21 protein-coding genes and 1 tRNA gene are annotated in these 21,090 nt (G+C 35.5%); 11 read left to right on the top strand and 11 right to left on the bottom strand.

Going from position 1 to position 21,090, the window contains the following annotated elements; all coding sequences use genetic code 11:
* Positions 1-8 precede the first annotated feature (8 nt).
* The 11 genes from ACFS6I_RS16145 to ACFS6I_RS16095 all read right to left on the bottom strand — a co-directional run bounded on the left by ACFS6I_RS16145 (position 9) and on the right by ACFS6I_RS16095 (position 9,095).
* A complete protein-coding gene (locus ACFS6I_RS16145; protein WP_380922106.1) occupies positions 9-1,349 on the bottom strand; it encodes a TolC family protein in 1,341 nt (446 codons plus the stop codon).
* A complete protein-coding gene (locus tag ACFS6I_RS16140) occupies positions 1,349-2,656 on the bottom strand; it encodes an HlyD family secretion protein (RefSeq protein ID WP_380922104.1) in 1,308 nt (435 codons plus the stop codon). The genes ACFS6I_RS16145 and ACFS6I_RS16140 overlap by 1 nt, the downstream gene beginning before the upstream one ends.
* Entirely contained in the window at positions 2,646-4,847 is a 2,202-nt protein-coding gene (locus ACFS6I_RS16135; protein ID WP_380922102.1) for a peptidase domain-containing ABC transporter, read from the bottom strand. The genes ACFS6I_RS16140 and ACFS6I_RS16135 overlap by 11 nt, the downstream gene beginning before the upstream one ends.
* Positions 4,848-4,849: 2 nt before the next feature.
* Positions 4,850-5,938: a grasp-with-spasm system SPASM domain peptide maturase gene (gene gwsS, locus ACFS6I_RS16130; protein ID WP_380922100.1), complete on the bottom strand. Its 1,089-nt coding sequence runs from the start codon at positions 5,936-5,938 to the stop codon at positions 4,850-4,852.
* Complete coding sequence (locus ACFS6I_RS16125; RefSeq protein WP_380922098.1) at positions 5,935-6,132, bottom strand: hypothetical protein; 198 nt, start codon at positions 6,130-6,132, stop codon at positions 5,935-5,937. Before ACFS6I_RS16125 ends, gwsS begins: the two co-directional genes overlap by 4 nt.
* 1 nt (position 6,133) lies before the next feature.
* The gene (gwsG, locus tag ACFS6I_RS16120) at positions 6,134-7,036 is read right to left on the bottom strand and encodes a grasp-with-spasm system ATP-grasp peptide maturase (protein WP_380922096.1); all 903 of its coding nucleotides are present in this window, start codon (positions 7,034-7,036) and stop codon (positions 6,134-6,136) included.
* A gap of 118 nt (positions 7,037-7,154) precedes the next feature.
* Positions 7,155-7,376, bottom strand: coding sequence for a TIGR04139 family peptide modification target (locus ACFS6I_RS16115; RefSeq protein WP_132771937.1), 222 nt, complete (start codon positions 7,374-7,376; stop codon positions 7,155-7,157).
* 18 nt (positions 7,377-7,394) lie between these two features.
* A complete protein-coding gene (locus ACFS6I_RS16110; RefSeq protein ID WP_132771936.1) occupies positions 7,395-7,601 on the bottom strand; it encodes a TIGR04139 family peptide modification target in 207 nt (68 codons plus the stop codon).
* Positions 7,602-7,763: 162 nt separating this feature from the next.
* Positions 7,764-7,988, bottom strand: coding sequence for a TIGR04139 family peptide modification target (locus ACFS6I_RS16105; protein ID WP_132843965.1), 225 nt, complete (start codon positions 7,986-7,988; stop codon positions 7,764-7,766).
* A gap of 337 nt (positions 7,989-8,325) precedes the next feature.
* Positions 8,326-8,619, bottom strand: a complete 294-nt coding sequence (locus ACFS6I_RS16100; RefSeq protein ID WP_380922093.1) for a barstar family protein — start codon at positions 8,617-8,619, stop codon at positions 8,326-8,328.
* 391 nt (positions 8,620-9,010) lie between these two features.
* Positions 9,011-9,095, bottom strand: a tRNA-Ser gene (locus ACFS6I_RS16095).
* A gap of 121 nt (positions 9,096-9,216) precedes the next feature.
* Between ACFS6I_RS16095 and ACFS6I_RS16090 the strand changes: the two genes are divergently transcribed.
* The 11 genes from ACFS6I_RS16090 to ACFS6I_RS16040 all read left to right on the top strand — a co-directional run bounded on the left by ACFS6I_RS16090 (position 9,217) and on the right by ACFS6I_RS16040 (position 21,078).
* Positions 9,217-11,259: a M13 family metallopeptidase gene (locus ACFS6I_RS16090; protein ID WP_380922091.1), complete on the top strand. Its 2,043-nt coding sequence runs from the start codon at positions 9,217-9,219 to the stop codon at positions 11,257-11,259.
* A gap of 96 nt (positions 11,260-11,355) precedes the next feature.
* On the top strand, positions 11,356-11,667 hold the full coding sequence (gene rplU / locus ACFS6I_RS16085; protein WP_021189835.1) for a 50S ribosomal protein L21: 312 nt from the start codon (positions 11,356-11,358) through the stop codon (positions 11,665-11,667).
* Between the two features lie 43 nt (positions 11,668-11,710).
* Positions 11,711-11,995 (top strand): 50S ribosomal protein L27, encoded by a 285-nt coding sequence (rpmA, locus tag ACFS6I_RS16080; RefSeq protein WP_021189836.1) that lies wholly within the window; start codon positions 11,711-11,713, stop codon positions 11,993-11,995.
* A gap of 176 nt (positions 11,996-12,171) precedes the next feature.
* Positions 12,172-12,915, top strand: a complete 744-nt coding sequence (locus ACFS6I_RS16075) for a hypothetical protein (RefSeq protein ID WP_380922088.1) — start codon at positions 12,172-12,174, stop codon at positions 12,913-12,915.
* A gap of 3 nt (positions 12,916-12,918) precedes the next feature.
* Positions 12,919-13,515 carry a hypothetical protein gene (locus tag ACFS6I_RS16070; RefSeq protein WP_380922086.1) on the top strand — a complete coding sequence of 199 codons (597 nt, stop codon included), beginning with the start codon at positions 12,919-12,921 and terminating at the stop codon, positions 13,513-13,515.
* Positions 13,516-13,720: 205 nt separating this feature from the next.
* Positions 13,721-14,683 carry a formylglycine-generating enzyme family protein gene (locus tag ACFS6I_RS16065; RefSeq protein ID WP_021189838.1) on the top strand — a complete coding sequence of 321 codons (963 nt, stop codon included), beginning with the start codon at positions 13,721-13,723 and terminating at the stop codon, positions 14,681-14,683.
* A gap of 22 nt (positions 14,684-14,705) precedes the next feature.
* Entirely contained in the window at positions 14,706-16,019 is a 1,314-nt protein-coding gene (locus tag ACFS6I_RS16060) for a Gfo/Idh/MocA family protein (protein WP_132771920.1), read from the top strand.
* A 15-nt stretch (positions 16,020-16,034) separates the two neighbouring features.
* The gene (locus ACFS6I_RS16055; RefSeq protein ID WP_183915504.1) at positions 16,035-17,081 is read left to right on the top strand and encodes an FAD:protein FMN transferase; all 1,047 of its coding nucleotides are present in this window, start codon (positions 16,035-16,037) and stop codon (positions 17,079-17,081) included.
* Between the two features lie 8 nt (positions 17,082-17,089).
* Positions 17,090-18,010 (top strand): hydroxypyruvate isomerase family protein, encoded by a 921-nt coding sequence (locus ACFS6I_RS16050; protein WP_132771918.1) that lies wholly within the window; start codon positions 17,090-17,092, stop codon positions 18,008-18,010.
* A gap of 92 nt (positions 18,011-18,102) precedes the next feature.
* Complete coding sequence (locus ACFS6I_RS16045; protein ID WP_031288192.1) at positions 18,103-19,353, top strand: nucleoside permease; 1,251 nt, start codon at positions 18,103-18,105, stop codon at positions 19,351-19,353.
* A 36-nt stretch (positions 19,354-19,389) separates the two neighbouring features.
* Positions 19,390-21,078, top strand: a complete 1,689-nt coding sequence (locus ACFS6I_RS16040) for a GMC oxidoreductase (protein WP_132771916.1) — start codon at positions 19,390-19,392, stop codon at positions 21,076-21,078.
* Positions 21,079-21,090 lie beyond the last annotated feature (12 nt).

The following is a 21,090-nucleotide window of genomic DNA, read 5'->3' as shown; positions in this document are numbered from 1 at the left end:
GAACAGGTTTAAAATTTAATGTCACCTGTACTCAGATAATGGATTAAAATTTGTGTAAATAGCATATTGTATTTAGTTTGAATCAGCTCACTCTCTGTCGTGAGCAGGTTCGAACGCGATGTATTTAAGTCGTATATACTGATTCTACCTGCCTCGTAACTTTTTAAACTTAAATCAAAAGCCTTTTTAGTGACTTCCAGAACATTAGTTGCTAGTTTATATTGTTTTTGATAATTATCCAGATCAAGTAATTGTTTTGTTAGCTCCTGCTTGATAGTAAGCTGTTCTAATTGTATTTGTTTTGCATTTTCAGCCTGTTGAATCTTATTCTTTTGAACAGCTGTCTTAACCGTATTTTTGTTGAATATTGGTACATTGATGGTCAGACCTATCTGTTGAGAAAAATTATTTTGAAGCTGATTAAATAAAGGAAGTCTTCCAAAACCTGTAGTCAAATTATTGAAATAAAAACTACCCAATGTTAGACTCGCATCAATCGTGGGGTAAAGCTGGGCTTTTATAGCTTTTTGATCAAATTGAAGTGCCTCACTCAACAATGCATATTTTTTTAATGCAGGGTGCTGTTTTAAATAGGAACTGTATAAATCCGAAGATTCAGAACTTGATTGCTGTAACGGTGAAAAAGCCTTAGTTTCCGTATTAATTTCAAAATTTTGATCTGGTTCAATAGCCATTATTTGTTTAAGTTCCAATATAGCTTTATCTATAGTGTAGTGCGCCTGTCTATTCTTTTCGTTCTCACGTTCATAATTAGCCTTTGCTTCGTATAATATAGTGAGCGAAGTGGCTCCGAGGTCAGTTGACTTTTGTACTTTTACAAGTTGGCTCTCTGCAAAAAATAGAGCTGTATCTACCGATTTGCAGATCTCTTTTTGCAACAATACGTTTAGGTAAGCCTGGATAGTTTTTAGTGTTATTTCTCTTTTGAGTAAAGCTAAGTCTTGTCCGCTTGCTTCCATTTCTCTCTCTGATTTCTTAATGAAATTTTTCAGTTTGCCATTGTTTAAGATCGAATAGGAGGAAGATAAACCTAATGTACTGTTGAAGTTGTCATTTCGTGCATTGTTACCAAAAATATCTTGAGATTGTCCAAAATTGTTGTATAAATTTGTAAATCCATTTAGATTAGGTAGACGTTCATTTTTGTAATTTTTTATATCTAGATTTTTGTCTTCAAGAACTAATTTCGCTTTGTCTAAAGTGATATTCTTTTCAAGTGCAACGGCAATGCATTGGTGTAAGTCAAAAGTCTGTTGTGCGAACAAAACTTTGCCTGTAATGCATGTGATGCCAAGCGTTAGTAATATATATCGAAATAACACAATCATTAATTATCTTGATATCTAAGTAAACTCCTTAATTGACTCAATATTCTTTCAGCAAGCGTTAATTCTTCTGTAACAATATCAGCCGTTCCGCTCAATTCCTTGTCAAATACAATTTTTTTATGATAAGAAGTCTGTAATCCATTGGGTAGTGCTACTTCTATATAGTATTTACTGTCTTTATCCTGAACTAAAGCAATGGATTTGATTTTCCCTTGTACTATACCATATTCCTGGTACTTATAATTATCAAGCTTGATCAATACCTTTTGATTTATTTTTATTTTACCTTGATTCTGCGCTCCTATATGCATTTGTCCTATTGTTATCTGTCTGTTGTTTGGCAGTATACTGAGCAGGGTACTGCCCGCTTTCACAAATTGTTTCTCTCCTAAAAATTGGAGATAACTTAATGTTCCATCTATAGAAGCATATATGAGATAAGTTTTTTCCCATTGTCGTAGTGCTTTTTTGAGCTTTTCAAGTAATAAGATAGAAGCAGATGAATAAGAAGTTTTTTCTTTAACAATATTTACATCTGCACCTGATTTTATTTTTTTAAAGTTTAAAATAGTTTCTTCCAATTGCGCAATTGATATTTCTGTATTTTTGAAATTCCTTTGCGCTTCCAATAATTTTACTTTTTCATTTTCAAGTTCTAGAGCAGCTATCACACCTTCACGATGTAATGATTCGGAACGCTTGTAGTTTTTTTCGGTCAATTGTAACTTACTTGATTCTAATATATGTTGTTGCCTAAGATTTGCAACACGTTCTTTATAATCTGTAATACCTTTAAGGGCCGTTACCTCTTCTGCAGCATAAGGCTGTAGATTGGTAAATAATATCTCTTCCTCCAGCGCCTTGGCAAAGGCATTGTAATCTTCCTGTACTTCACCCAATCTAAAGCTGGAAACAAGTTGTAATGGAAATTTACTAAGTTGTTTCGTCGATAGAGAATCGAGAATCTTCTTTAATTGATATATATCTTGATCATCGGCTGACGACTCCAAAACCATCAGTAAGTCTCCTTTTTTTACTGTTTTTTGATCTTTTGCGATCAACTTTTCAATCCGTGAATCGATCCTAACCTCAATTTTCTCTGGTGGATTTTGAGATGATATAATAATAGTAGATGAAATGAATTCTGGATATTTAATAATGCATGCCAGTAGAAAAAATAAAAGTATTATACCTAACATCACTAGGCTTCCCCAACGGATAAGCCAATTTGGCGGTGTTTCTAAAACCTCCTGTACCTGCTCTGAACGCAGATTGATATTGTCCAATATGTTGTCTTTAGTTGCCAAGTTCTAATTGATTTTTTACTAATCGATAATATTCTCCTTTTAAGGATACAAGCTGTTCATGGGTGCCTTCTTCGACCACTTTACCTTTATCCAGCACGATTATTTTGTTTGCATTTTTTACAGTAGATAAGCGATGTGCGATTATCACTGCCGTTCGTCCTTTTAGAAACTGATTCAAATTATCTGTTATAACTTTTTCTGTATTTGCGTCAAGGGCAGAAGTAGCTTCGTCGAAAAATACATATTGTGGAGATTTATAGACTGCACGCGCTATTAACATCCGTTGGCGTTGCCCGCCGCTGATACCTAATCCTTCATAGCCAATTTTTGTGTTGTAACTTACTGGCAATGATTCAATAAAATCCTTTATATGTGCGATTTCTACCGCGTGCTTTAATTTTTGCTTATCTACACTAATATTCCCCATTGCAATATTATTTGCTATACTTTCATTGAAAATATAACCATCCTGCATAACAACTCCACAGGATGCACGCCACATGCTGGGGGCGATATGACGTATGTCGGTCTTCCCAATCTTAATTTCGCCTTCATCGGCATCGTAAAACTTTGTTAAAAGTTTCATTAAAGTCGTTTTCCCAGATCCACTGGCACCTACAATAGCTGTTGTTTTTTCATAGGGAATTAATAGATTCAAATTTTCAAATACAGCATTCGTTGATCCTTTATAGCGAAATGTTAAGTTCGTTACTGAAATATTTTGTTCTGGAATTTCAGAAGCATAGTTATTATCCAGACTTTCCTCGTCGTCCTTCCCGTGGATTTCATTCAATCGCTCCAGTGCAATTTTAGCATCCTGCGTTTGTCTAATGAAGTTCATAAATTGGATTAATGGACTATTTAGCTGTCCTATGATGTATTGCACAGAAAGCATCATTCCTAATGTCAATTGACCTTCTACTACTAGGCTGGCCGCGATAAAACTGATGAATACATCTTTAAGTTGATTGATAATATTTCCACCTATAGTCTGTATCTGTTCAAGCTTAAGTGCTCTAATTTTAATTCTGAAAACTTTAATCTGAATACCTTCCCATTGCCAACGTTTATTGGTTTCGGCATTATTCATTTTGATTTCTTGCATACCATTGATCAATTCCATGACCTGGCCTTGTTCTTCTGCTAGCTGGGAGAACTGCTTGTAATCTAATTCTCTTCTCTTCTTTAAAAAAAATGCAATCCAAAAGAAATAAAGTACAGCACCTACCAGATAAATAAGAAAAAGCTTATAGCTATAAAATAGAAGGACAATACCAAAAACCAAAAAATTGATCAATGAAAAGAGTGTCTGTAGAGAGTTGTTGGTAAGTAATTGTTCAATTCGACCATGATCAGCGATTCGTTGCATGATATCGGCCGTTACCCTTGAATCAAAAAAGCTAATAGGCAAACGCATCAATTTAATGAAGAAATCAGATACAATAGATATATTGATGCGTGATGATAGGTGCAGTAAAATCCATCCTCGGATCACTTCTATGCCCATTTGTCCAATATAAAGCATAATTTGGGCAAATAACACTAAATAGATAAAATTTAAATCTTGATTCTGAATCCCTATATCAACGATACTTTGTGTCAGAAACGGAAAAACCAAGGACAGTAAACTTCCTCCTATCAACCCTAAAGCCAATTGAATAATAAAGGATTTATATTTAAAAAAATAATGTTTCAGATAGTTTTTGATTGAAAAGGATCTGTCTGAAATGTCTTCTTGTTGATCAAAACGTGCTGTTGTTTCCAGAACGAGTACAATACCTTCCTCTGTTGTATCGGTAGCACCCTTGCCTATCCAGTTCTGTAAAAACTCTTCTTCTGAATAGCTAATTAAGCCGTAACTTGGATCTGAAATATAGATCCGGTAGCCTTGACGTTTTTTTTCAATTTTATAGACAACGACGTAATGTTGTTTCATCCAAAACACTACACAGGGAAGTGGCGCGTCTTCAACAAGTGTCTTGAAATCTATTTTTACAGAAAGTGTTTTAAACCCTATAGATTCGGCAGCTTTACTTAATCCCAAAAGACTTGATCCTTCGCGTGTTGTCTCGGATAAATCACGGAGCATCTGGAGGGGTAATATTTTTCCGTAATATTTACTGATAATGCGGAGACAGGTAGGTCCGCAGTCTTTGGAATCCGGTTGTTTATAGAATGGAAATTTTGCCATATTTAATTTTTCGGAGACAATTGTTCAAAACCATAGTACGTTATCGCTTGTTGTTTTAGCGGATTCATAGACCATTCCGACCATTCATTGCTATATGGGTCATAGCCACATTTTAAGGGTTTGGAAATATCCAAACCTTTTTTATTGTATTGGGAACGTTCTGTAAAAGCCCTGCAATCGGTGCACACATTTCTAAATTCACAATCTTTACAAACCATTATTTCTTCTTTTGTCAGATGCCAATATTCCTGAACCGAATTTTGCTGTAACACTTCTTCTAAAGTCATCTCTTTTATGTTACCAAAAGATTGTGGCATTGCTGGACAGTTCTTAATATTACCATTTATATCGATTCCAATCTTTTTGTGAAGGCAAGAATTATGATTTATAGCCTCTAGAACTTTGGGCATATTTGTATTGAAATAATCTGTATTTACTTTTCCGCAGGAATTAATGGATAGTGCATCTTCAGTAAAATCAACCATAAATCTGAAACTGGAATTCGATAGCACAGGGTTTTTTTTACATTGATAAAATACAAGATGATAAATGCGCTGACTTCGATCTTGAACAGCTTGAAGAAAAGCTTCGTTAAGAGCAGTAGAATAGGCTGTAAATATTTCTAAACCTTCTAAAGGTGTATTTTCAAAAGCACGGTCAAAATCGATGATTTCTTGTGAAGATGCTGAACTTCTGCAAAAAACAACCACATGTTTAATATTTAAATTGGTTACAGATTTTATTAATGTTTGTGGTACGGATAGTTTTTCAATTTCTATAAATAAATTGGAAACCAATTGATAATCATGGTACTCGTAAGATAGTGGGGGGAAATTTCTATCCCAATCGTTTTCAGTAATAAAGCCATATTCCTTTTCCAATAAATAATCGAGATATTCTTGGACAATATTTTTGGATTCTGGATCATAATTGTCAAGTACCGATTCAATGGAACTCGATTTTAATTCTTCAATAAGCTCATACAATTCTAAAGGATATAATTTGGAAACATTTCTTCCTAAATCGGATATTAGTATACGATTATATCCCTTTGTTATAAAGATGTCAGTGTACAAATTAAAAAATCTCATATCAGTCTTGTCAATCGTTTAAATGGTTTTGTCCGTAACAAATAATCTGTTTGATACGTTGAACATTTTAGATAAAGCGATGAACCTGAATCTACATTATTCGAACTTTTACCATCATACAATTCCATGTATTCAAATGTCAGAGGAAGCTTATTCTCTTCTTTTATAATCAGGTCTATTACTTTTTCTTCCATATTATAGGTATGTTGCTATTTCTCTTTCTAATCCATAGTTACAGGCATTGGACATTCCTAAAAATTGACCAATGGCATTAATTTCTAAAAAATAAAACTTATTGCCAGATTTGATAAAATCTAAAGACCCTGAATTTAGATCTAATGCCTGCATCAATACCGTAATTTTTTGCTCTACTTCCAGAGGTAGGTTATACCGGACATTTCTATTGGGAATTTTGCTGTTGTATCTTCTATGATCAATCTTTGTTCTTTCATCATTTTGTGATATAATGGCGGTAGAATAAATTTTTCCATTTAAGTAGAAACTTCGTATCTCGAAATCTTTTTCGATCTTATCTTGAAAAAAAGAAATAAAGAAATTGGATTCTTTCTTTTGCTCGATGACCGATGTGTACATAATACCATTCTGATTTTCATGAACCATATCTATTATCGGCGTACCAGAAATGGGTTTCACAATGGTTTGATTGATGATAACATCCTTCATATCTTCAGCCAAAAAATAAGGTGGTACATCCAATCCTACTTCTTTTGCTTTTTCTAAAACCAATAGTTTGTTAACATGGCTATTACTTTCCTTATTGATGTGTTTCTTTCCTTCCAAAGATTTGATTACATAATCCGTTAACCAGTGCTGTACTTCAAACATATAGCGATTTATAGCTTGATTCTCGTACTTTAATGTATCAAATGCGATATTTCCTCGTCGATACCATACAGCAGTTATTTCATCAAGAAAAAATTGATTTCGCGTGCTTTTTAAAAGAATTCTTTTTTCTACAGCTTTGATTTCAAATACCTCGTTTTCATGAATACGGATAAATTCCTTCTTCATAGCAATAAGCCACTTTATGACCGTTGTGGTCGTGATTTCATTGTTTTTAGAGATGATTAAAATCATAAATTTGAGTAGTGTACTATTTTTAAGTATAACAGTCTTTTTAAAAACATAAGCTGCTTTTGCAAACAAAAGCAGCTTATGTTTTAGAAATATATTTCGATTAAAACTGAAATTTAGTTTAATCTAGGTGAGGAAATCGGCCATCTTTGATCCATACTCTTGACAGGTATGTACCACCATTTCCATCATAAACATCTACATCAGAGCAACCATGTGCATCGACGAAGTTTGAACGTATTTCATAAACACCACCAGACATGGCTAATCCGCCTACAGTATTTATATCGATTTTCTTCTTTTCCAAAGCAGAAAAATCCTTCATTCCAGTTAATTTCTTCATAACCTTAAAATAGAACTATTAACAACCTGAACAATCATAAAATCTAGCACGCCATTTACCTCCATGATAGTAATCTACATCCTGACATCCATTTTCATCTAAGAAATTAGATCTGATATACTGAGGCCCACCAGCCAAACTACCTAACACAGCTTTAGAATTATCTAAGTCTAGTTTTTTGTTTTCTAAAGAAGAGAAACTCTTCATTCCATTTAATTTTTTCATTTTTTTAAAATTTATAATCAACAAATTCAATGCACAATTGCTTGTGTTCTTTAAAATCAATCAGTAAGTCAATGGGGCTCGGGGAACATACATATTCGCCAGGTAATCAATGTTCTTTTGAATAATGTTAGATGTACACGATGTGATGAATCGATTCAGTTATTACCAAGAAACGTCACAATCTGACATATCCCATCCTCTTCCAACAAATCTACTACCGATGTACATATCATAATCTTGAGCACCGTCTGCATTTAAAAAGTTAGAAGAAACTTGGGTGAAACGTTCCTGAGATAGACGACCTCCAGTAACACCTTCCACATTTTCTAAGTCTAGTTTTTTGTTTTCTAAAGAAGAGAAACTCTTCATTCCATTTAATTTTTTCATTTTTTTAAATTTTATAATTAACAAAGGCAATGCACCATCTATGTATTCTTTAAAAATACTCAATTAGAAAGAGGTCTTTTTAGGCAATAAATATTCGGCTGGTATTTATGTATTTTCGAATACTTTGGGTAAATATTCGGTTGATTAATAATTTTCAACGATACGTTTTACATCATTAAATTTCAAAAATTCTACATGTAAAAAATGAGAAAGCCCAGTTTTGTAGCTGAGCTTTTTAGTAGTTTAGGGAGGGAGTGTTATCGTTAGTCACCTATGTAGGCGCTTTAAGCTATAGATAACCACGTCCATCATTTATTCTTTATACTACAATTATTTCTTAGTCTTTTGTCTCAAATTCAATATGATCGTGGTATGCGATTATCGCACATAAAGTATCTGTAAGTTTCTCCCCTAATTCGCTTCTGCTTTTAGAAAATTTTGTCCAAACAATTTTTACAGATGTCGCATAATCGTAAACACCAAAACCGCCACAAAGTAGGTCATTAAACGCGTCTAGATTATGCCCTGTTTGCCAATCAAGATCTTTCGTCAAGACTTGGTCGACTTCATGATAGAAACTTTCTAAATCAGAAAAATTGTCTCCGTTTAGTATGATTGTCAGTTTGTCCATTTTAATCTTACATGATTATGTTCGTACCTGATTGTTCAGCATAATCAATCTACAAAAAAAGTAGGAATGATACCTATGCTATAGGAAGACTTTATCTAAAAATAAAACCATTCGTTATGCTTATTCACTTTGTCATGTAAGTGTGTGATGTTTTATTTCAATATTCAATTTATTTTATTGGATATAAACTGTCAAGATGTTCAAAGACTGGTTATGTAGTGCCTTTGTGCGGTGTTTATCTAGCGGTTCATTTTAGCGAGACCCTAGCTAACCATCTTTTAGGGTCTCGCTGGAAATGAGAAGTATTTAAAAAAACGATATGGCGTGTAAAAGAAAACCCCTACAAATTGTACAATTTGTAGGGGTTTGATACGTTTTCCTTGTTAGGATGCGGAGAGGGCGGGATTCGAACCCGCGGTACCGTTAAGTACACACGCTTTCCAAGCGTGCTCGATCGACCACTCTGACACCTCTCCGTAGTCTGTTGGCAAAAATAGAAGTATAATTCTATTTTCCAAAACAAATTTTATTAAAATGTGTTATTTCCGCATTAATAAAAAAACTACCTTTACTCAAGGTGTTTGAAATAAGAAAATTATGGTCAATAAAAAATTATGGGCAATATTACCGATTGCTGCTCTAGCATTTGGTTGCCAATCCAATAAAAGTTCGGATCAGAAACAAGCAGATCGAACTGTATTTTTAGATGTATCCGGTATGGATACGACAGTTCATCCAGGAGATAACTTCTTTATGTATGCCAATGGACAATGGTTAAAGAAAACAGTTATTCCTCCATCAGAGTCTGGCTGGGGATCATTTTATACCTTGAATGATGAGAACTTACAAAAGCTTCATGGTATTTTAGATAAGGCCGCTCAGTCCAATAGTAAAAGAGGTACGGATCAACAAAAGGTTGGCGATTTCTATTCCAGTGGAATGGATACCCTGACGATAGAAAAGCTTGGAATTTCACCTATTCAGGCTCAGCTGAAGAAAATTGATGATTTAAAATCCATCGAAGAACTGATTGCTTATAGTGCCGACGGTTTTAAAGAGGGGGAGGGAGATCTTTTCTCATTTTATATCGCTGCCGATGAACGTATGAGTAATAAAAATGCCGCTACTTTTGTACAGGGTGGACTTAATCTTCCTGAAGCAAGTTATTATTTGGATCAGGATGAAAAGGCAAAGAAAATACGTGAAGCTTATACGAATTATCTCAGTAAGCTGTTTACGCTTGCCGGTCAACAGGCTACAGCTAAAGCGGATGCAGAATCTGTACTTAAGATTGAAACTGCAATTGCGAAATCTCATCTTAATCCAGTTGAATTACGTGATCCGATTAAAAATTATAATAAAGTTGCGGTAGCAGCTTTTCAAAAGGAGACACCTAATCTGAACTGGAATGATATCTTGGGCAGATTAGCAATTAAAACAGATACTTTATTGGTACAGCAACCGAAGTTTTATGTTGCTCTAAATAATTTGTTGAAATCTGAACCGCTACCAGTATGGAAACTTAAATTGAAGGCGGATCTGTTGAATTCATCAGCAACAGCATTGACAAAAGACTTCCGTAATGCACAGTTTGAACTGTATGGTAAAACTTTGCAGGGGCAGAAAGAGCAAAAGGAACGCTGGAAACTTATGGTCAGTACGGTTGATGATAACTTAGGAGAAGTACTTGGAAAATTGTTTACCGAAGAATACTTTAAACCTGAGGCTAAGAAAAGAATGTTGGAGTTAGTTAATAATTTAGAAATCTCATATCGTGACCGTATTGAAAAGTTAGATTGGATGACTCCTGAAACCAAGAAAAAAGCGATCGAAAAACTGCAAGCTTTTACTAAAAAGATCGGATATCCAGATAAATGGAAAGATTATTCTGATGTAGAAATCAATAAGGATACTTATTATGCCAATTTACAAGCTGCATCACGTCATGCTTATAAGGAAATGATCGACAAAATGGGCAAACCAGTTGACAAGACTGAGTGGTTGATGACAACACCTACTGTCAATGCATACTACAACCCACCTTATAATGAAATTGTATTTCCTGCAGGAATACTACAGTTTCCATTTTTTGATGCAAATGCGGACGATGCAATCAACTATGGTGCTATAGGAGCTGTAATCGGACATGAAATGACGCATGGTTTTGATGACCAAGGCCGTCAATATGATAAAGAAGGAAATCTAAAAGATTGGTGGACTCCAGAAGATGCGACTAAGTTTACGACAAAAGCTAATCAGGTAGCCGCCTTATACGATGGTTTTACTTTACTGGATAAACAACATGTGAATGGAAAATTGACATTAGGAGAAAATTTAGCGGATATTGGAGGTCTTAATATTGCATTCGATGCTTTCAAAAAAACAAAGCAAGGACAAGATGCAACCAAAATAGATGGATTTACACCAGATCAACGTTTCTTTTTAAGTTTTGCTCAAGTGTGGCGTATTAAAAATAGTGATGAGCGAATGAACATGCGTTTGAAAGTCGATCCGCATAGCCCTGAAGAATTTCGTGTCAATGGTCCAGTCTATAATATGGAAGCTTTTTATCAAGCATTCCAGATTCCAAAAACTGCGAAGATGTATGTAGCACCCGAGAAACGTGTTGCTGTTTGGTAGTGGTAAATAAAAAGTGTAATATATTTTTAGAATTGAATAATAATTGCTAATTTTGCCGTTCATTAACAATAAACACATTTAATTAATTTATTAACAATGTACGCAATAGTAAATATAGCAGGACAGCAATTCAAGGTTGCAAAAGACCAATTTCTTTTTGTGCACCGCTTACAAGGAGAAGAAGGCGCTAGTATTGAATTTGACAATGTATTGTTAGCAGAAGATGGTGGTAAATTCACAATCGGTACTCCGAACGTGGCAGGTGCTAAAATTTCGGCTAAAATTTTGTCTCATTTAAAAGGTGATAAAGTTATCGTTTTCAAGAAAAAACGTCGTAAAGGCTACAAAAAGAAAAACGGTCACCGTCAACAATTCACTAAAATCCAGATCACTGGTATTACATTATAATTGAATTTTTAATCAGACATTAGTCTTAAATTGAGATAAAGAAATGGCACATAAAAAAGGTGCGGGTAGTTCTAAGAACGGCCGTGAGTCACATTCGAAACGTTTAGGTATCAAAATCTTCGGTGGTCAAGCTGCTATCGCTGGTAACATCATCGTTCGCCAACGTGGTACTAAACACAATCCTGACTTAAATGTTGGTATTGGTAAAGATCATACATTGTTTGCTTTAGTTGATGGAAAAGTACTTTTCCGCAAAAAAGCTAACAACAAATCTTATGTTTCTATTATTCCTGCAGAAGTTTCTGTAGTTCCTGTAGAGAAGGCATAAGTTTTTTTGCTACACAATATTTGTAAAAGGCGTTAAGTTTACTTAACGCCTTTTTTATGTTTTTAAAGCTTAAGTAAGAGCTTCTTAATAAAATTGTATACATTTATTTCTTCAAGAATCAAAGTTTGGTACAATTTTATAGAGGAATTGCAGTTTATAGATAATATTAAACGTTCATGATTTATAAAAGTCTACCTTACAGTATTCCAGCAGTTGTGTTATTGTTGTTGTCATCTTGTAGTTCGATGTATATGCCCAATGTGCCAGCCGCACCAATGTTTAAAGATGCTGGTGAAGTATATGTTTCCGGAAATATTAATTTAAAGGGAAATGTTTCTGCTAGCGGAGGAGTCGCAGTTTCAGATCATATCGGAGTGATTGCAAATGGTTCTTATGTGGACCGAAAAGATAGCCCTACAGATTTTGCTCAAAAAATGGGTGAGTTGGGTATTGGCTATTTTACGACTTTTGGTCAACGGCGCAATCGTATTCTCGAAGTATATGCAGGTTATGGGATGGGGGTTGTAAATGAACTAGATACAAGGACATCAACGGCGGGGCCAGCAGTGGTAGAAAGCCGCGATATGGATTTTAATAAAATATTTGTCCAAGTCAATTACTCTTCCACAAAACGGGAGAAAATTCGTTTATTTGGTGGAGATCGCGCCCTGAACTATGGTACAATTTTACGATTGTCACATGTAAATATGACCGATTTTAAAATAAATCAGCTTAATGCAAATAAAGAACAGAATGTTTTGATAGAACCTGTATTCTATACCCGTATGGAAGTAGGGCGTGGTTGGCAGATACAATATATGACTGGCATGAATTTCGGTTTGATGAGCAATGATTATTTGAAAGCAGGGCATCCGATAAATAGTTTGGGAATTCTTTATAAATTTGGAGGGAAAAATTAAATTATGATAAAAGCATTGAAAAAGAATTGGCTATTGATGTTTATGAGTGTGGCATTTTTGAGTAGCTGCGGGATCAGTAGGCAAAAAGCCCAGATTGAAAATCTTGGTAAGTGTAAGTTTGATATACAGTCTGTTGATAGCATTCGTGTAGCGGGAACTTCCATTCAAAAAATAGTGAAAGCAGATGGTATTGATCTATCGGCACTACCGAGTGTAGCTTTGGGAATGTTGCGTAAAAATATTCCATTGGATGCCGTAATTCGCTTGAAAATTGAAAATCCGACTTTAAAGAAAGCTGCAATTAATCAGTTTCAATATATTATTCTGTTTGAAAAAAAGCAATTAGCAGAGGGGATTGTTAATCAGTCGATTTCTTTAGACCCTGGACAATCTACGGTGGCCTCGGTAAGATTAAATACAAATATTTATGAGTTGATCAATAATGGTGATCTCGCTGGGTTTATCGGATCTAATTCAAACACTAAAAAAGGTTTGTTTACAATAAAGATTAAACCTTCGATAAATGTCGCCGGTAAATCAATTTTTTATCCCGGATATATAACGATTGATCGTGAAGTTAGCCGTAATATTTTATTATAAAGGATACTTGTAATTTTCAAATAGGGTCTGTAAAACATTGTTTTACAGACCCTATTTTTTTTATTCAATTGTCATTTTTTATCTGTGTAATAAAAAAGTTATGATACTTATTGTTTAAATTACACAATGAAATTAATATCTTAGACAAATAATATATCTGGATTAGTGGTGGGTGATGACCAATTATTTATAGAAAAAAATAGAAATGCGTAAAAGTTTACTTGCTCTTATCTTGTCAGGAATGTCCAGCTCGTTGTTTGCACAGCAAAAGGTGGAAAGCTACGTACAAGAAATAAAAGGGACAAAATTGAAGTTTGACATGGTTGCGATTCCAGCTGGCGTATATAAACAAGGTGGGAATGTTAAAGCAGATGAAAAGCCTATTCATGAGGTAAAAATAGCTCCCTTCTGGATAGGGAAATACGAGGTAACCTGGAACTTGTTTGAACCTTTCTTGTATAAAGATTATGAGTTGACTCAAAGTATAGATGGCAAGATCACTCCCGAAGTGGATGCAGTAACACGTCCTACAAAACCATATTTAGATATGACCTTTGGTATGGGGAAAGAAGGTCACCCAGCTTTGGCTATGACCCATTATAATGCAATTCAGTTCTGCAAGTGGCTGTACGTACGTACAGGAGTTTTTTATAGATTGCCAACAGAAGCGGAATGGGAGTATGCTTGTCGCGCCGGAAGTGATAAAGCGTATAGTTTTGGAGATGATGCCGCTCTATTGGATCAATATGCTTGGCATAAAGGCAATAGTGACGGCTCAACACATCTTGTTGGAACTAAGAAGCCAAATGCTTGGGGTTTATTTGATATGCATGGAAATGTTTCAGAATGGACTTTTGATCAATATATCGAAGATTATTACCAGCAGTTTGACGGTAAAGTAGCTGATAACCCCGTTGCAATACCTACTAAATTATATCCCAATAGTGTAAGAGGCGGTGCCTTTGATAGTGAAGCTGTAGATTTAAGAAGTGCATCTCGGGTAGCTTCTGATCCATTCTGGAAACAACTAGATCCACAAATTCCTAAAAGTAACTGGTGGTTCCCTGAAGCTCCATTTGTAGGAATGCGATTAGTAAGACCTGTGACACCTCCTTCGCATGAAGAAATAATGGCCTATTATGATAAGGCTCCAATTAAAGATTATTAATTATAACCAAAAAACCTAAAATATGGAAAATTTTGAACGTCGTGATTTTTTAAAAACGACAGCAGCTATCGCAGGCGGGACAGTTTTAAGTTCAGTGCCATTGGTAGGAGCATTTGCCGCAGGAAGCGATGTAATTAAAGTTGCATTGATCGGTTGTGGTGGACGCGGTACAGGTGCAACTTTTGACGCCCTAAGCTCAGGATTTAATATTAAAGTCGTTGCATTAGCTGATGCTTTCAAAGATAATTTGGACAGCACATATAAAACATTAAAAGATAAATGGCAGGATAAAATTGATGTTCCTGAAAAAAATAAATTCGTTGGATTTGATGCCTATAAAGAAGCTATTAAATTAGCCGATGTGGTGATCTTAACAACTCCTCCTGGATTTCGTCCGATTCATTTTGAAGAAGCTGTGCGCCAAGGTAAACATGTATTTATGGAAAAACCTGTTGCCACAGATATCCCAGGGATCCGTAAAGTTTTGGCAGCTGCTGAAATTGCTAAGAAGAAAAAACTGAATGTAGTGGTGGGTCTTCAACGTAGGTATCAAACAAACTATAGAGAAGCGATTAAAAGAATTCACGAGGGTGCAATCGGTGATGTTGTTTCTGGACAGGTATACTGGAATAGTGGTGGTGTTTGGGTAAGACCACGTAAGCCGGGACAGACAGAAATGGATTATCAGATGCGCAACTGGTATTATTTTAACTGGTTATGTGGTGATCATATCGTAGAGCAGCACGTTCACAATATTGATATTGCCAATTGGGTCAAAGGTGCATACCCGGTACGTATTCAAGGTACTGGTAGCCGCGCACATAGAACAGGTAAAGAATATGGTGAGATCTATGACAACTTTGCATTAGAGTTAACTTATCCTGATAACTCAGTTGTATACAGTCAGTGTGCGCACTTCGAGGGGGTTACAAACCGTGTCGACGAACAGTTTCAAGCAACAAAAGGTAGAGCTTACCTGTCAGCAAATGGACAAGCAGTACTTTGGGATGCTAAAGGAAATGAAATCTATCGTCATGAACCAAAAGGAAATCCAAATCCTTATCAACAAGAACATAAAGAATTGTTTGAAGCAATTTCAAAAGGTGAATATAAATTTGATAATGCAGAATATGGTGCATATAGTACTTTAACAGGTATTATTGGTCGTATTGCATGTTATACAGGAAAAGTAATTAAATGGGATGCCGCCTTAAAGTCGGAAATCGATATTATGCCTACAAATTATGCATGGGATGCTTTACCTAAGATATTACCAAAAGAAGATGGTTCGTACCCGGTAGCTATACCAGGTCAGAATACAAATTTATACATTTAATAAGAGGATGCATTCATGTATTTTAAATCATGGATACTGCTCACAATTAGTTTTTTTGGCTTGTGCAGCATAACAGCTGCACGAGCTGAACAAGCTTCTTATTCTTTAAAATCTCTCCGAAAAACTGTTTTATCTGGCCCTGCTCAGGGTACTTCTTATCATATTACGTATTTTGATACACAGGAGTTAGTTTCAAAAAATGATATCGATAGTGTTTTGAAAGTCATTGATTTGTCGATGTCGATTTATAACCCATCCTCTACAATAAGTCTATTTAATAAAGAGGAGAGAACTGCTGTAAAGCTAGATCGTCATTTTCAAAAGGTGGTTGATGCATCATTCCGCTATAATCGCATCACGAAAGGTATTTTTGATATTACGGTAGCACCGCTTGTCCAATTGTGGGGGTTTGGACCTAAACAGATTAAACATTTTCCAGACTCAAATGAAATCAATGCAACCCTAGCGTCTGTGGGAATGGATAAGTTAATTTGGAAAGCTCCTTATCTTAAAAAAAGCAAACCTAACGTTAGTATTGATGTCAATGGTATTGCGCAGGGGTATTCAGTAGATGTCTTGGCTAAATTTCTTGAAAGTAAGCATATCAAAAATTATATTGTGGAGTTAGGTGGAGAAATGCGTGTTAAGGGAAGAAATCAGGCAGGTGAATTTTTTAAAATTGGTGTTGAAAGACCATCCTCCAGCCACAATCAATTACTGAAAACCGAAGTTGTGCATATCAAATCTGGAGCATTGACGACTGCTGGAAATTTTGAAAAGTACATGATGAATGGAAAACAGAAGATTAGTCATCATGTCAATCCTTTGACGGGATATATGTTTTCTAGTCCAGTAGTCAGTGTTACAGTATATGCAAAAACTGCAATGGAAGCAGACGCCTTGGATAATTATTTTATGGCCCTTACACCAGATGAGATACTTGATTTTGTGAAGAAGAGAAAGAATTTAGAAGTTTATATTATATTTAACAATGAAAAGGGAGAAATAGAAGAAAAGTACTCGAAAGGGTTTTCCAACTTTTTTCTAAAAAAAACAATATAAATGAAATTATGAAAAGATCTGAATTTTTAAAAAACACCTTATTGGTTGCAGGTTCCGCTGTGAGCTTGAATACTTTAGCGGGTGAACAACAACAGAAAAAAAATAAGGCAGGAGCAGTATTTAACTTAGATTATGCACCGCATCAGGGCATGTTCAGTGCAACTGCTGGTAAAAATTTTGTTGATGAGATAAAATATATGCATGAACTGGGATTCAGAAGTATCGAAGATAACGGTATGACAGGACGCAGTATCGATGAACAAAAGAAAATAGGTGAAACGTTGGCATCTCTTGGGATGCGTATGGGCGTTTTTGTTGTTCCAAAGGGCGGGAACGGTGCCAATACTTTAGCTGCAGGTAAACAAGAATACATTGATATCTTTCTAAAAGGCTGTAAAGAGTCTGTGGAAGTAGCAAAACGTGTCAATGCAAAATGGGTAACGGTTGTTCCTGGCGATTACGAACGTAATCTATCTATCGGGGTACAAACTGGTAATGTGATTGAGGCATTGAAGAGAGGTGCAGAAATTTTTGAACCACATGGCATAACGATGGTACTGGAGCCTTTAAGTGACAGTCCTGATTTATTTCTTAGATATTCAGATCAGACCTATGAAATATGCAAAGGTGTGGGAAGTCCTTCATGTAAATTATTATATGATGCGTATCATATGCAAAAGAATGAAGGTAATCTCATTCATAAAATGAATGAGTGCTGGAATGAGATCGCTTATATTCAAGTAGGAGATAATCCAGGAAGAAGGGAACCTACTACAGGCGAAGTTAACTACAAAAATGTGTTTAAATGGCTTCACGAGAAGGGATTTAAAGGCGTGGTCGGTATGGAGCATGGTATGTCCAAAAGTGGCAAGATCGGCGAAGAAACTTTGGTCAACGCTTACAGAGAAGTAGATAATTTCTTAGTGTAACTTGTACAATTGTTTTTTTTATGCTAGATTGTCATTTTAAAAACCAAATTCTTGATAGAAATCTCTTATTTTAAAATAAACTAAAACATATAATGTCCACATCTATTAGATTTAAATTATCCTTCATGATGTTCCTGGAATTCTTTATCTGGGGCGCATGGTTCGTTACATTGGGTACATACCTGAGTAAAAATTTACAAGCACAGCCGCTTGAAATTGCGAATGTTTTTTCAACCCAATCATTAGGTGCTATTATTGCTCCTTTTATTATCGGTATGATTGCCGATCGTTATTTTAACGCGGAACGTATATTAGGCGTGTTGCATATCATCGGTGCGGTATTGATGTATCAAATGTATAATGCAACTGAAATTTCTTCTTTTTACCCTTATGTATTGGCTTATATGGTTTTATATATGCCGACGCTATCATTGGTAAATTCGGTATCATTCAGACAGTTGACCAATCCTGAGAAACAGTTTTCTAATATCCGTATTTGGGGAACTATCGGTTGGATCATTGCTGGTCTTTCAATCAGTTATCTGTTTAAATGGGATGCAGCAGAAGCTTCATCTGCTGGGGCTTTGAAAAATACCTTTTTAATGGGAGCTATTGCTTCTTTGGTGTTAGGTTTATTCTCATTTACATTGCCTAAAACGCCACCTGTTAAAATTGAGTCAGATCAGAAACCATCGTTCTCATCGATCATCGGATTGGATGCTATCAAATTATTGAAAGACCGTAATTTCTTGATTTTCTTCGTTTCATCGATTTTAATCTGTATTCCTTTAGCATTTTACTATCAAAATGCCAATCCATTTTTAGATCAAATAGGAATGGAAAATCCTACTGGAAAAATGACAATTGGTCAGATTTCAGAAGTATTATTCTTATTGGCATTACCTGTTTTCTTTTCTAAATTCGGTTTCAAGAAAACGATTTTGGTTGGTATGCTTGCTTGGGCTTTAAGATATATCTTATTTGCTTATGGTAATGCGGGCGATCTTTCTTTCATGTTGATATTAGGTATTGCTTTACACGGTATCTGTTACGATTTCTTTTTCGTTTCTGGACAAATTTATACCGATAGTAAAGCTGGAATCAAATATAAAAGTGCTGCACAGGGCTTGATTACATTAGCGACTTATGGGGTAGGTCAGCTTATTGGATTCTGGGTTGCAGGTTTTATCGGAGAGAAATATGCATACTTGCAACAAGCTAATGTTGCTGATTTTTGGAAACAAACATGGATCATTCCTGCGGGAATAGCATTCGTAGTCTTTATTATCTTTTTAGTTGCTTTTAAAGATGAGAAGGTCGAGAATAAAGCGGTTGCTGAATAAATTAATAAAAGAACTAAAACTAAACAATAAAATAAAATGGCTGAAAATAACACTTATGATGCTATTGTCATTGGTTCAGGAATCAGTGGTGGATGGGCAGCAAAAGAATTAACAGAAAAGGGTTTAAAAACTCTTATGTTAGAACGTGGTCGTAATATCGAGCACGTAAAAGATTATCCGTCGCCGAATAAGAATCCTTGGGATTTCCCACATGCCGGAGGACGTACGCAAGAGATGATCAAAGAACGTCCAGTTTTGAGCAGGGATTATCCGTTAAATGAAAAAAACTTAGATTATTGGGTAAATGAACAAGAAAGTCCCTATACCGAAACTAAACGTTTTGACTGGTATAGAGGTTATCACGTAGGTGGTCGTTCATTGATGTGGGGAAGACAATCTTACCGACTTGGCGATTTAGATTTTGAAGCAAATTTAAAAGATGGACACGGTGTAGATTGGCCGATCCGTTATAAAGATATTGCTCCTTGGTACAGCTATGCAGAGAAATTTGCTGGTATCAGCGGTAACCGTGATGGTTTGGATGTATTGCCTGATGGTGATTTTATGCCTGCTATGGCGATGAATATCGTGGAAAAGGATCTTGCAGCACGTTTGAAAAAAGAATACGGTGGTAACCGCCATTTTATTATGGGAAGAACAGCAAACATTACTGTTCCTCATCATAACCGTATCAACTGTCAATATCAAAACCAATGTTGGTTAGGTTGTAATTTTGGTGCTTATTTTAGTACACAATCGGCAACATTACCAGCAGCAGTAGCAACTGGCAATTTGACATTACGTCCATTCTCAATTGTTACGAAAATCATTTATGATAAAAATACCAAGAAAGCAAAAGGTGTTGAAATTGTAGATGCGGAAACAAATCAAACGTATGAGTTTTTTGCTAAAGTGATCTTCGTTAATGCATCTGCATTTAACTCAACTTGGGTACTGATGAACTCAGCTACAGATGTTTGGGAAGGTGGACTTGGAAGTAGCAGTGGAGAATTGGGACATAACGTAATGGATCACCATTTCCGTTGTGGAGCAGGAGGTAATGTAGAAGGATATTTAGATAGCTATGTATTTGGTCGTAGACCAACAGGATTATATGTGCCACGTTTTGTTAACGTCGCTGGAGATGACAAGAAACGTGATTATGTCCGTGGTTTTGGTTATCAAGGAGCTGCAGGCCGTGGTCGCTGGTCTGGAGAGGTCGCAGAGATGAGTGTAGGTGGCGCATGGAAAGATGCTCTTACCGAAGCTGGTGATTGGAACGTAGGTTTTACTGCTTTCGGTGAGATTTTACCATACCATGAAAACAAAATTAGCTTAGACAAAACTAAAAAAGATAAATGGGGTCTTCCTGTATTATCAATGGACGTTGAAATCAAGGATAATGAGTTAAAGATGCGTGGTGATATGCAAAATGAGATGAAAGAGATGTTGGAGAAAATTGGTGTTAAGGACACATATACTTATGATAACGTGTATGGTTTTGGTCAAGGTATCCATGAAATGGGAACTGCTCGTATGGGTAGAGATCCTAAAACATCTGTTTTAAATGGTAACAACCAGGTTTGGGATGCGCTTAACGTTTTTGTAACTGATGGTGCAGCGATGACTTCTGCAGGCTGTGTCAATCCTTCATTAACGTATATGGCATTAACAGCTAGAGCGGTTGATTTTGCTGTGAGTGAGTTGAAAAAAGGTAATCTTTAATCAGTTATAAAT

This window comes from Sphingobacterium anhuiense (assembly GCF_042686355.1).
GTDB classification, from domain to species: Bacteria; Bacteroidota; Bacteroidia; order Sphingobacteriales; family Sphingobacteriaceae; genus Sphingobacterium; species Sphingobacterium anhuiense.
This window is presented reverse-complemented; position numbering and strand designations above follow the sequence as displayed.

What these genes read in the sequence shown, in the direction of transcription:
- ACFS6I_RS16100 (WP_380922093.1), bottom strand. Translation starts at nt 8,619, where the DNA reads ATGGACAAACTGACAATCATACTAAACGGAGACAATTTTTCTGATTTA.
- ACFS6I_RS16090 (WP_380922091.1), top strand. Translation starts at nt 9,217, where the DNA reads ATGGTCAATAAAAAATTATGGGCAATATTACCGATTGCTGCTCTAGCA.
- ACFS6I_RS16065 (WP_021189838.1), top strand. Translation starts at nt 13,721, where the DNA reads ATGCGTAAAAGTTTACTTGCTCTTATCTTGTCAGGAATGTCCAGCTCG.
- ACFS6I_RS16075 (WP_380922088.1), top strand. Translation starts at nt 12,172, where the DNA reads ATGATTTATAAAAGTCTACCTTACAGTATTCCAGCAGTTGTGTTATTG.
- rplU (WP_021189835.1), top strand. Translation starts at nt 11,356, where the DNA reads ATGTACGCAATAGTAAATATAGCAGGACAGCAATTCAAGGTTGCAAAA.
- ACFS6I_RS16060 (WP_132771920.1), top strand. Translation starts at nt 14,706, where the DNA reads ATGGAAAATTTTGAACGTCGTGATTTTTTAAAAACGACAGCAGCTATC.
- ACFS6I_RS16115 (WP_132771937.1), bottom strand. Translation starts at nt 7,376, where the DNA reads ATGAAGAAATTAACTGGAATGAAGGATTTTTCTGCTTTGGAAAAGAAG.
- ACFS6I_RS16045 (WP_031288192.1), top strand. Translation starts at nt 18,103, where the DNA reads ATGTCCACATCTATTAGATTTAAATTATCCTTCATGATGTTCCTGGAA.
- ACFS6I_RS16105 (WP_132843965.1), bottom strand. Translation starts at nt 7,988, where the DNA reads ATGAAAAAATTAAATGGAATGAAGAGTTTCTCTTCTTTAGAAAACAAA.
- ACFS6I_RS16070 (WP_380922086.1), top strand. Translation starts at nt 12,919, where the DNA reads ATGATAAAAGCATTGAAAAAGAATTGGCTATTGATGTTTATGAGTGTG.
- ACFS6I_RS16055 (WP_183915504.1), top strand. Translation starts at nt 16,035, where the DNA reads ATGTATTTTAAATCATGGATACTGCTCACAATTAGTTTTTTTGGCTTG.
- ACFS6I_RS16135 (WP_380922102.1), bottom strand. Translation starts at nt 4,847, where the DNA reads ATGGCAAAATTTCCATTCTATAAACAACCGGATTCCAAAGACTGCGGA.
- ACFS6I_RS16145 (WP_380922106.1), bottom strand. Translation starts at nt 1,349, where the DNA reads ATGATTGTGTTATTTCGATATATATTACTAACGCTTGGCATCACATGC.
- gwsS (WP_380922100.1), bottom strand. Translation starts at nt 5,938, where the DNA reads ATGAGATTTTTTAATTTGTACACTGACATCTTTATAACAAAGGGATAT.
- rpmA (WP_021189836.1), top strand. Translation starts at nt 11,711, where the DNA reads ATGGCACATAAAAAAGGTGCGGGTAGTTCTAAGAACGGCCGTGAGTCA.
- ACFS6I_RS16125 (WP_380922098.1), bottom strand. Translation starts at nt 6,132, where the DNA reads ATGGAAGAAAAAGTAATAGACCTGATTATAAAAGAAGAGAATAAGCTT.
- gwsG (WP_380922096.1), bottom strand. Translation starts at nt 7,036, where the DNA reads ATGATTTTAATCATCTCTAAAAACAATGAAATCACGACCACAACGGTC.
- ACFS6I_RS16110 (WP_132771936.1), bottom strand. Translation starts at nt 7,601, where the DNA reads ATGAAAAAATTAAATGGAATGAAGAGTTTCTCTTCTTTAGAAAACAAA.
- ACFS6I_RS16050 (WP_132771918.1), top strand. Translation starts at nt 17,090, where the DNA reads ATGAAAAGATCTGAATTTTTAAAAAACACCTTATTGGTTGCAGGTTCC.
- ACFS6I_RS16040 (WP_132771916.1), top strand. Translation starts at nt 19,390, where the DNA reads ATGGCTGAAAATAACACTTATGATGCTATTGTCATTGGTTCAGGAATC.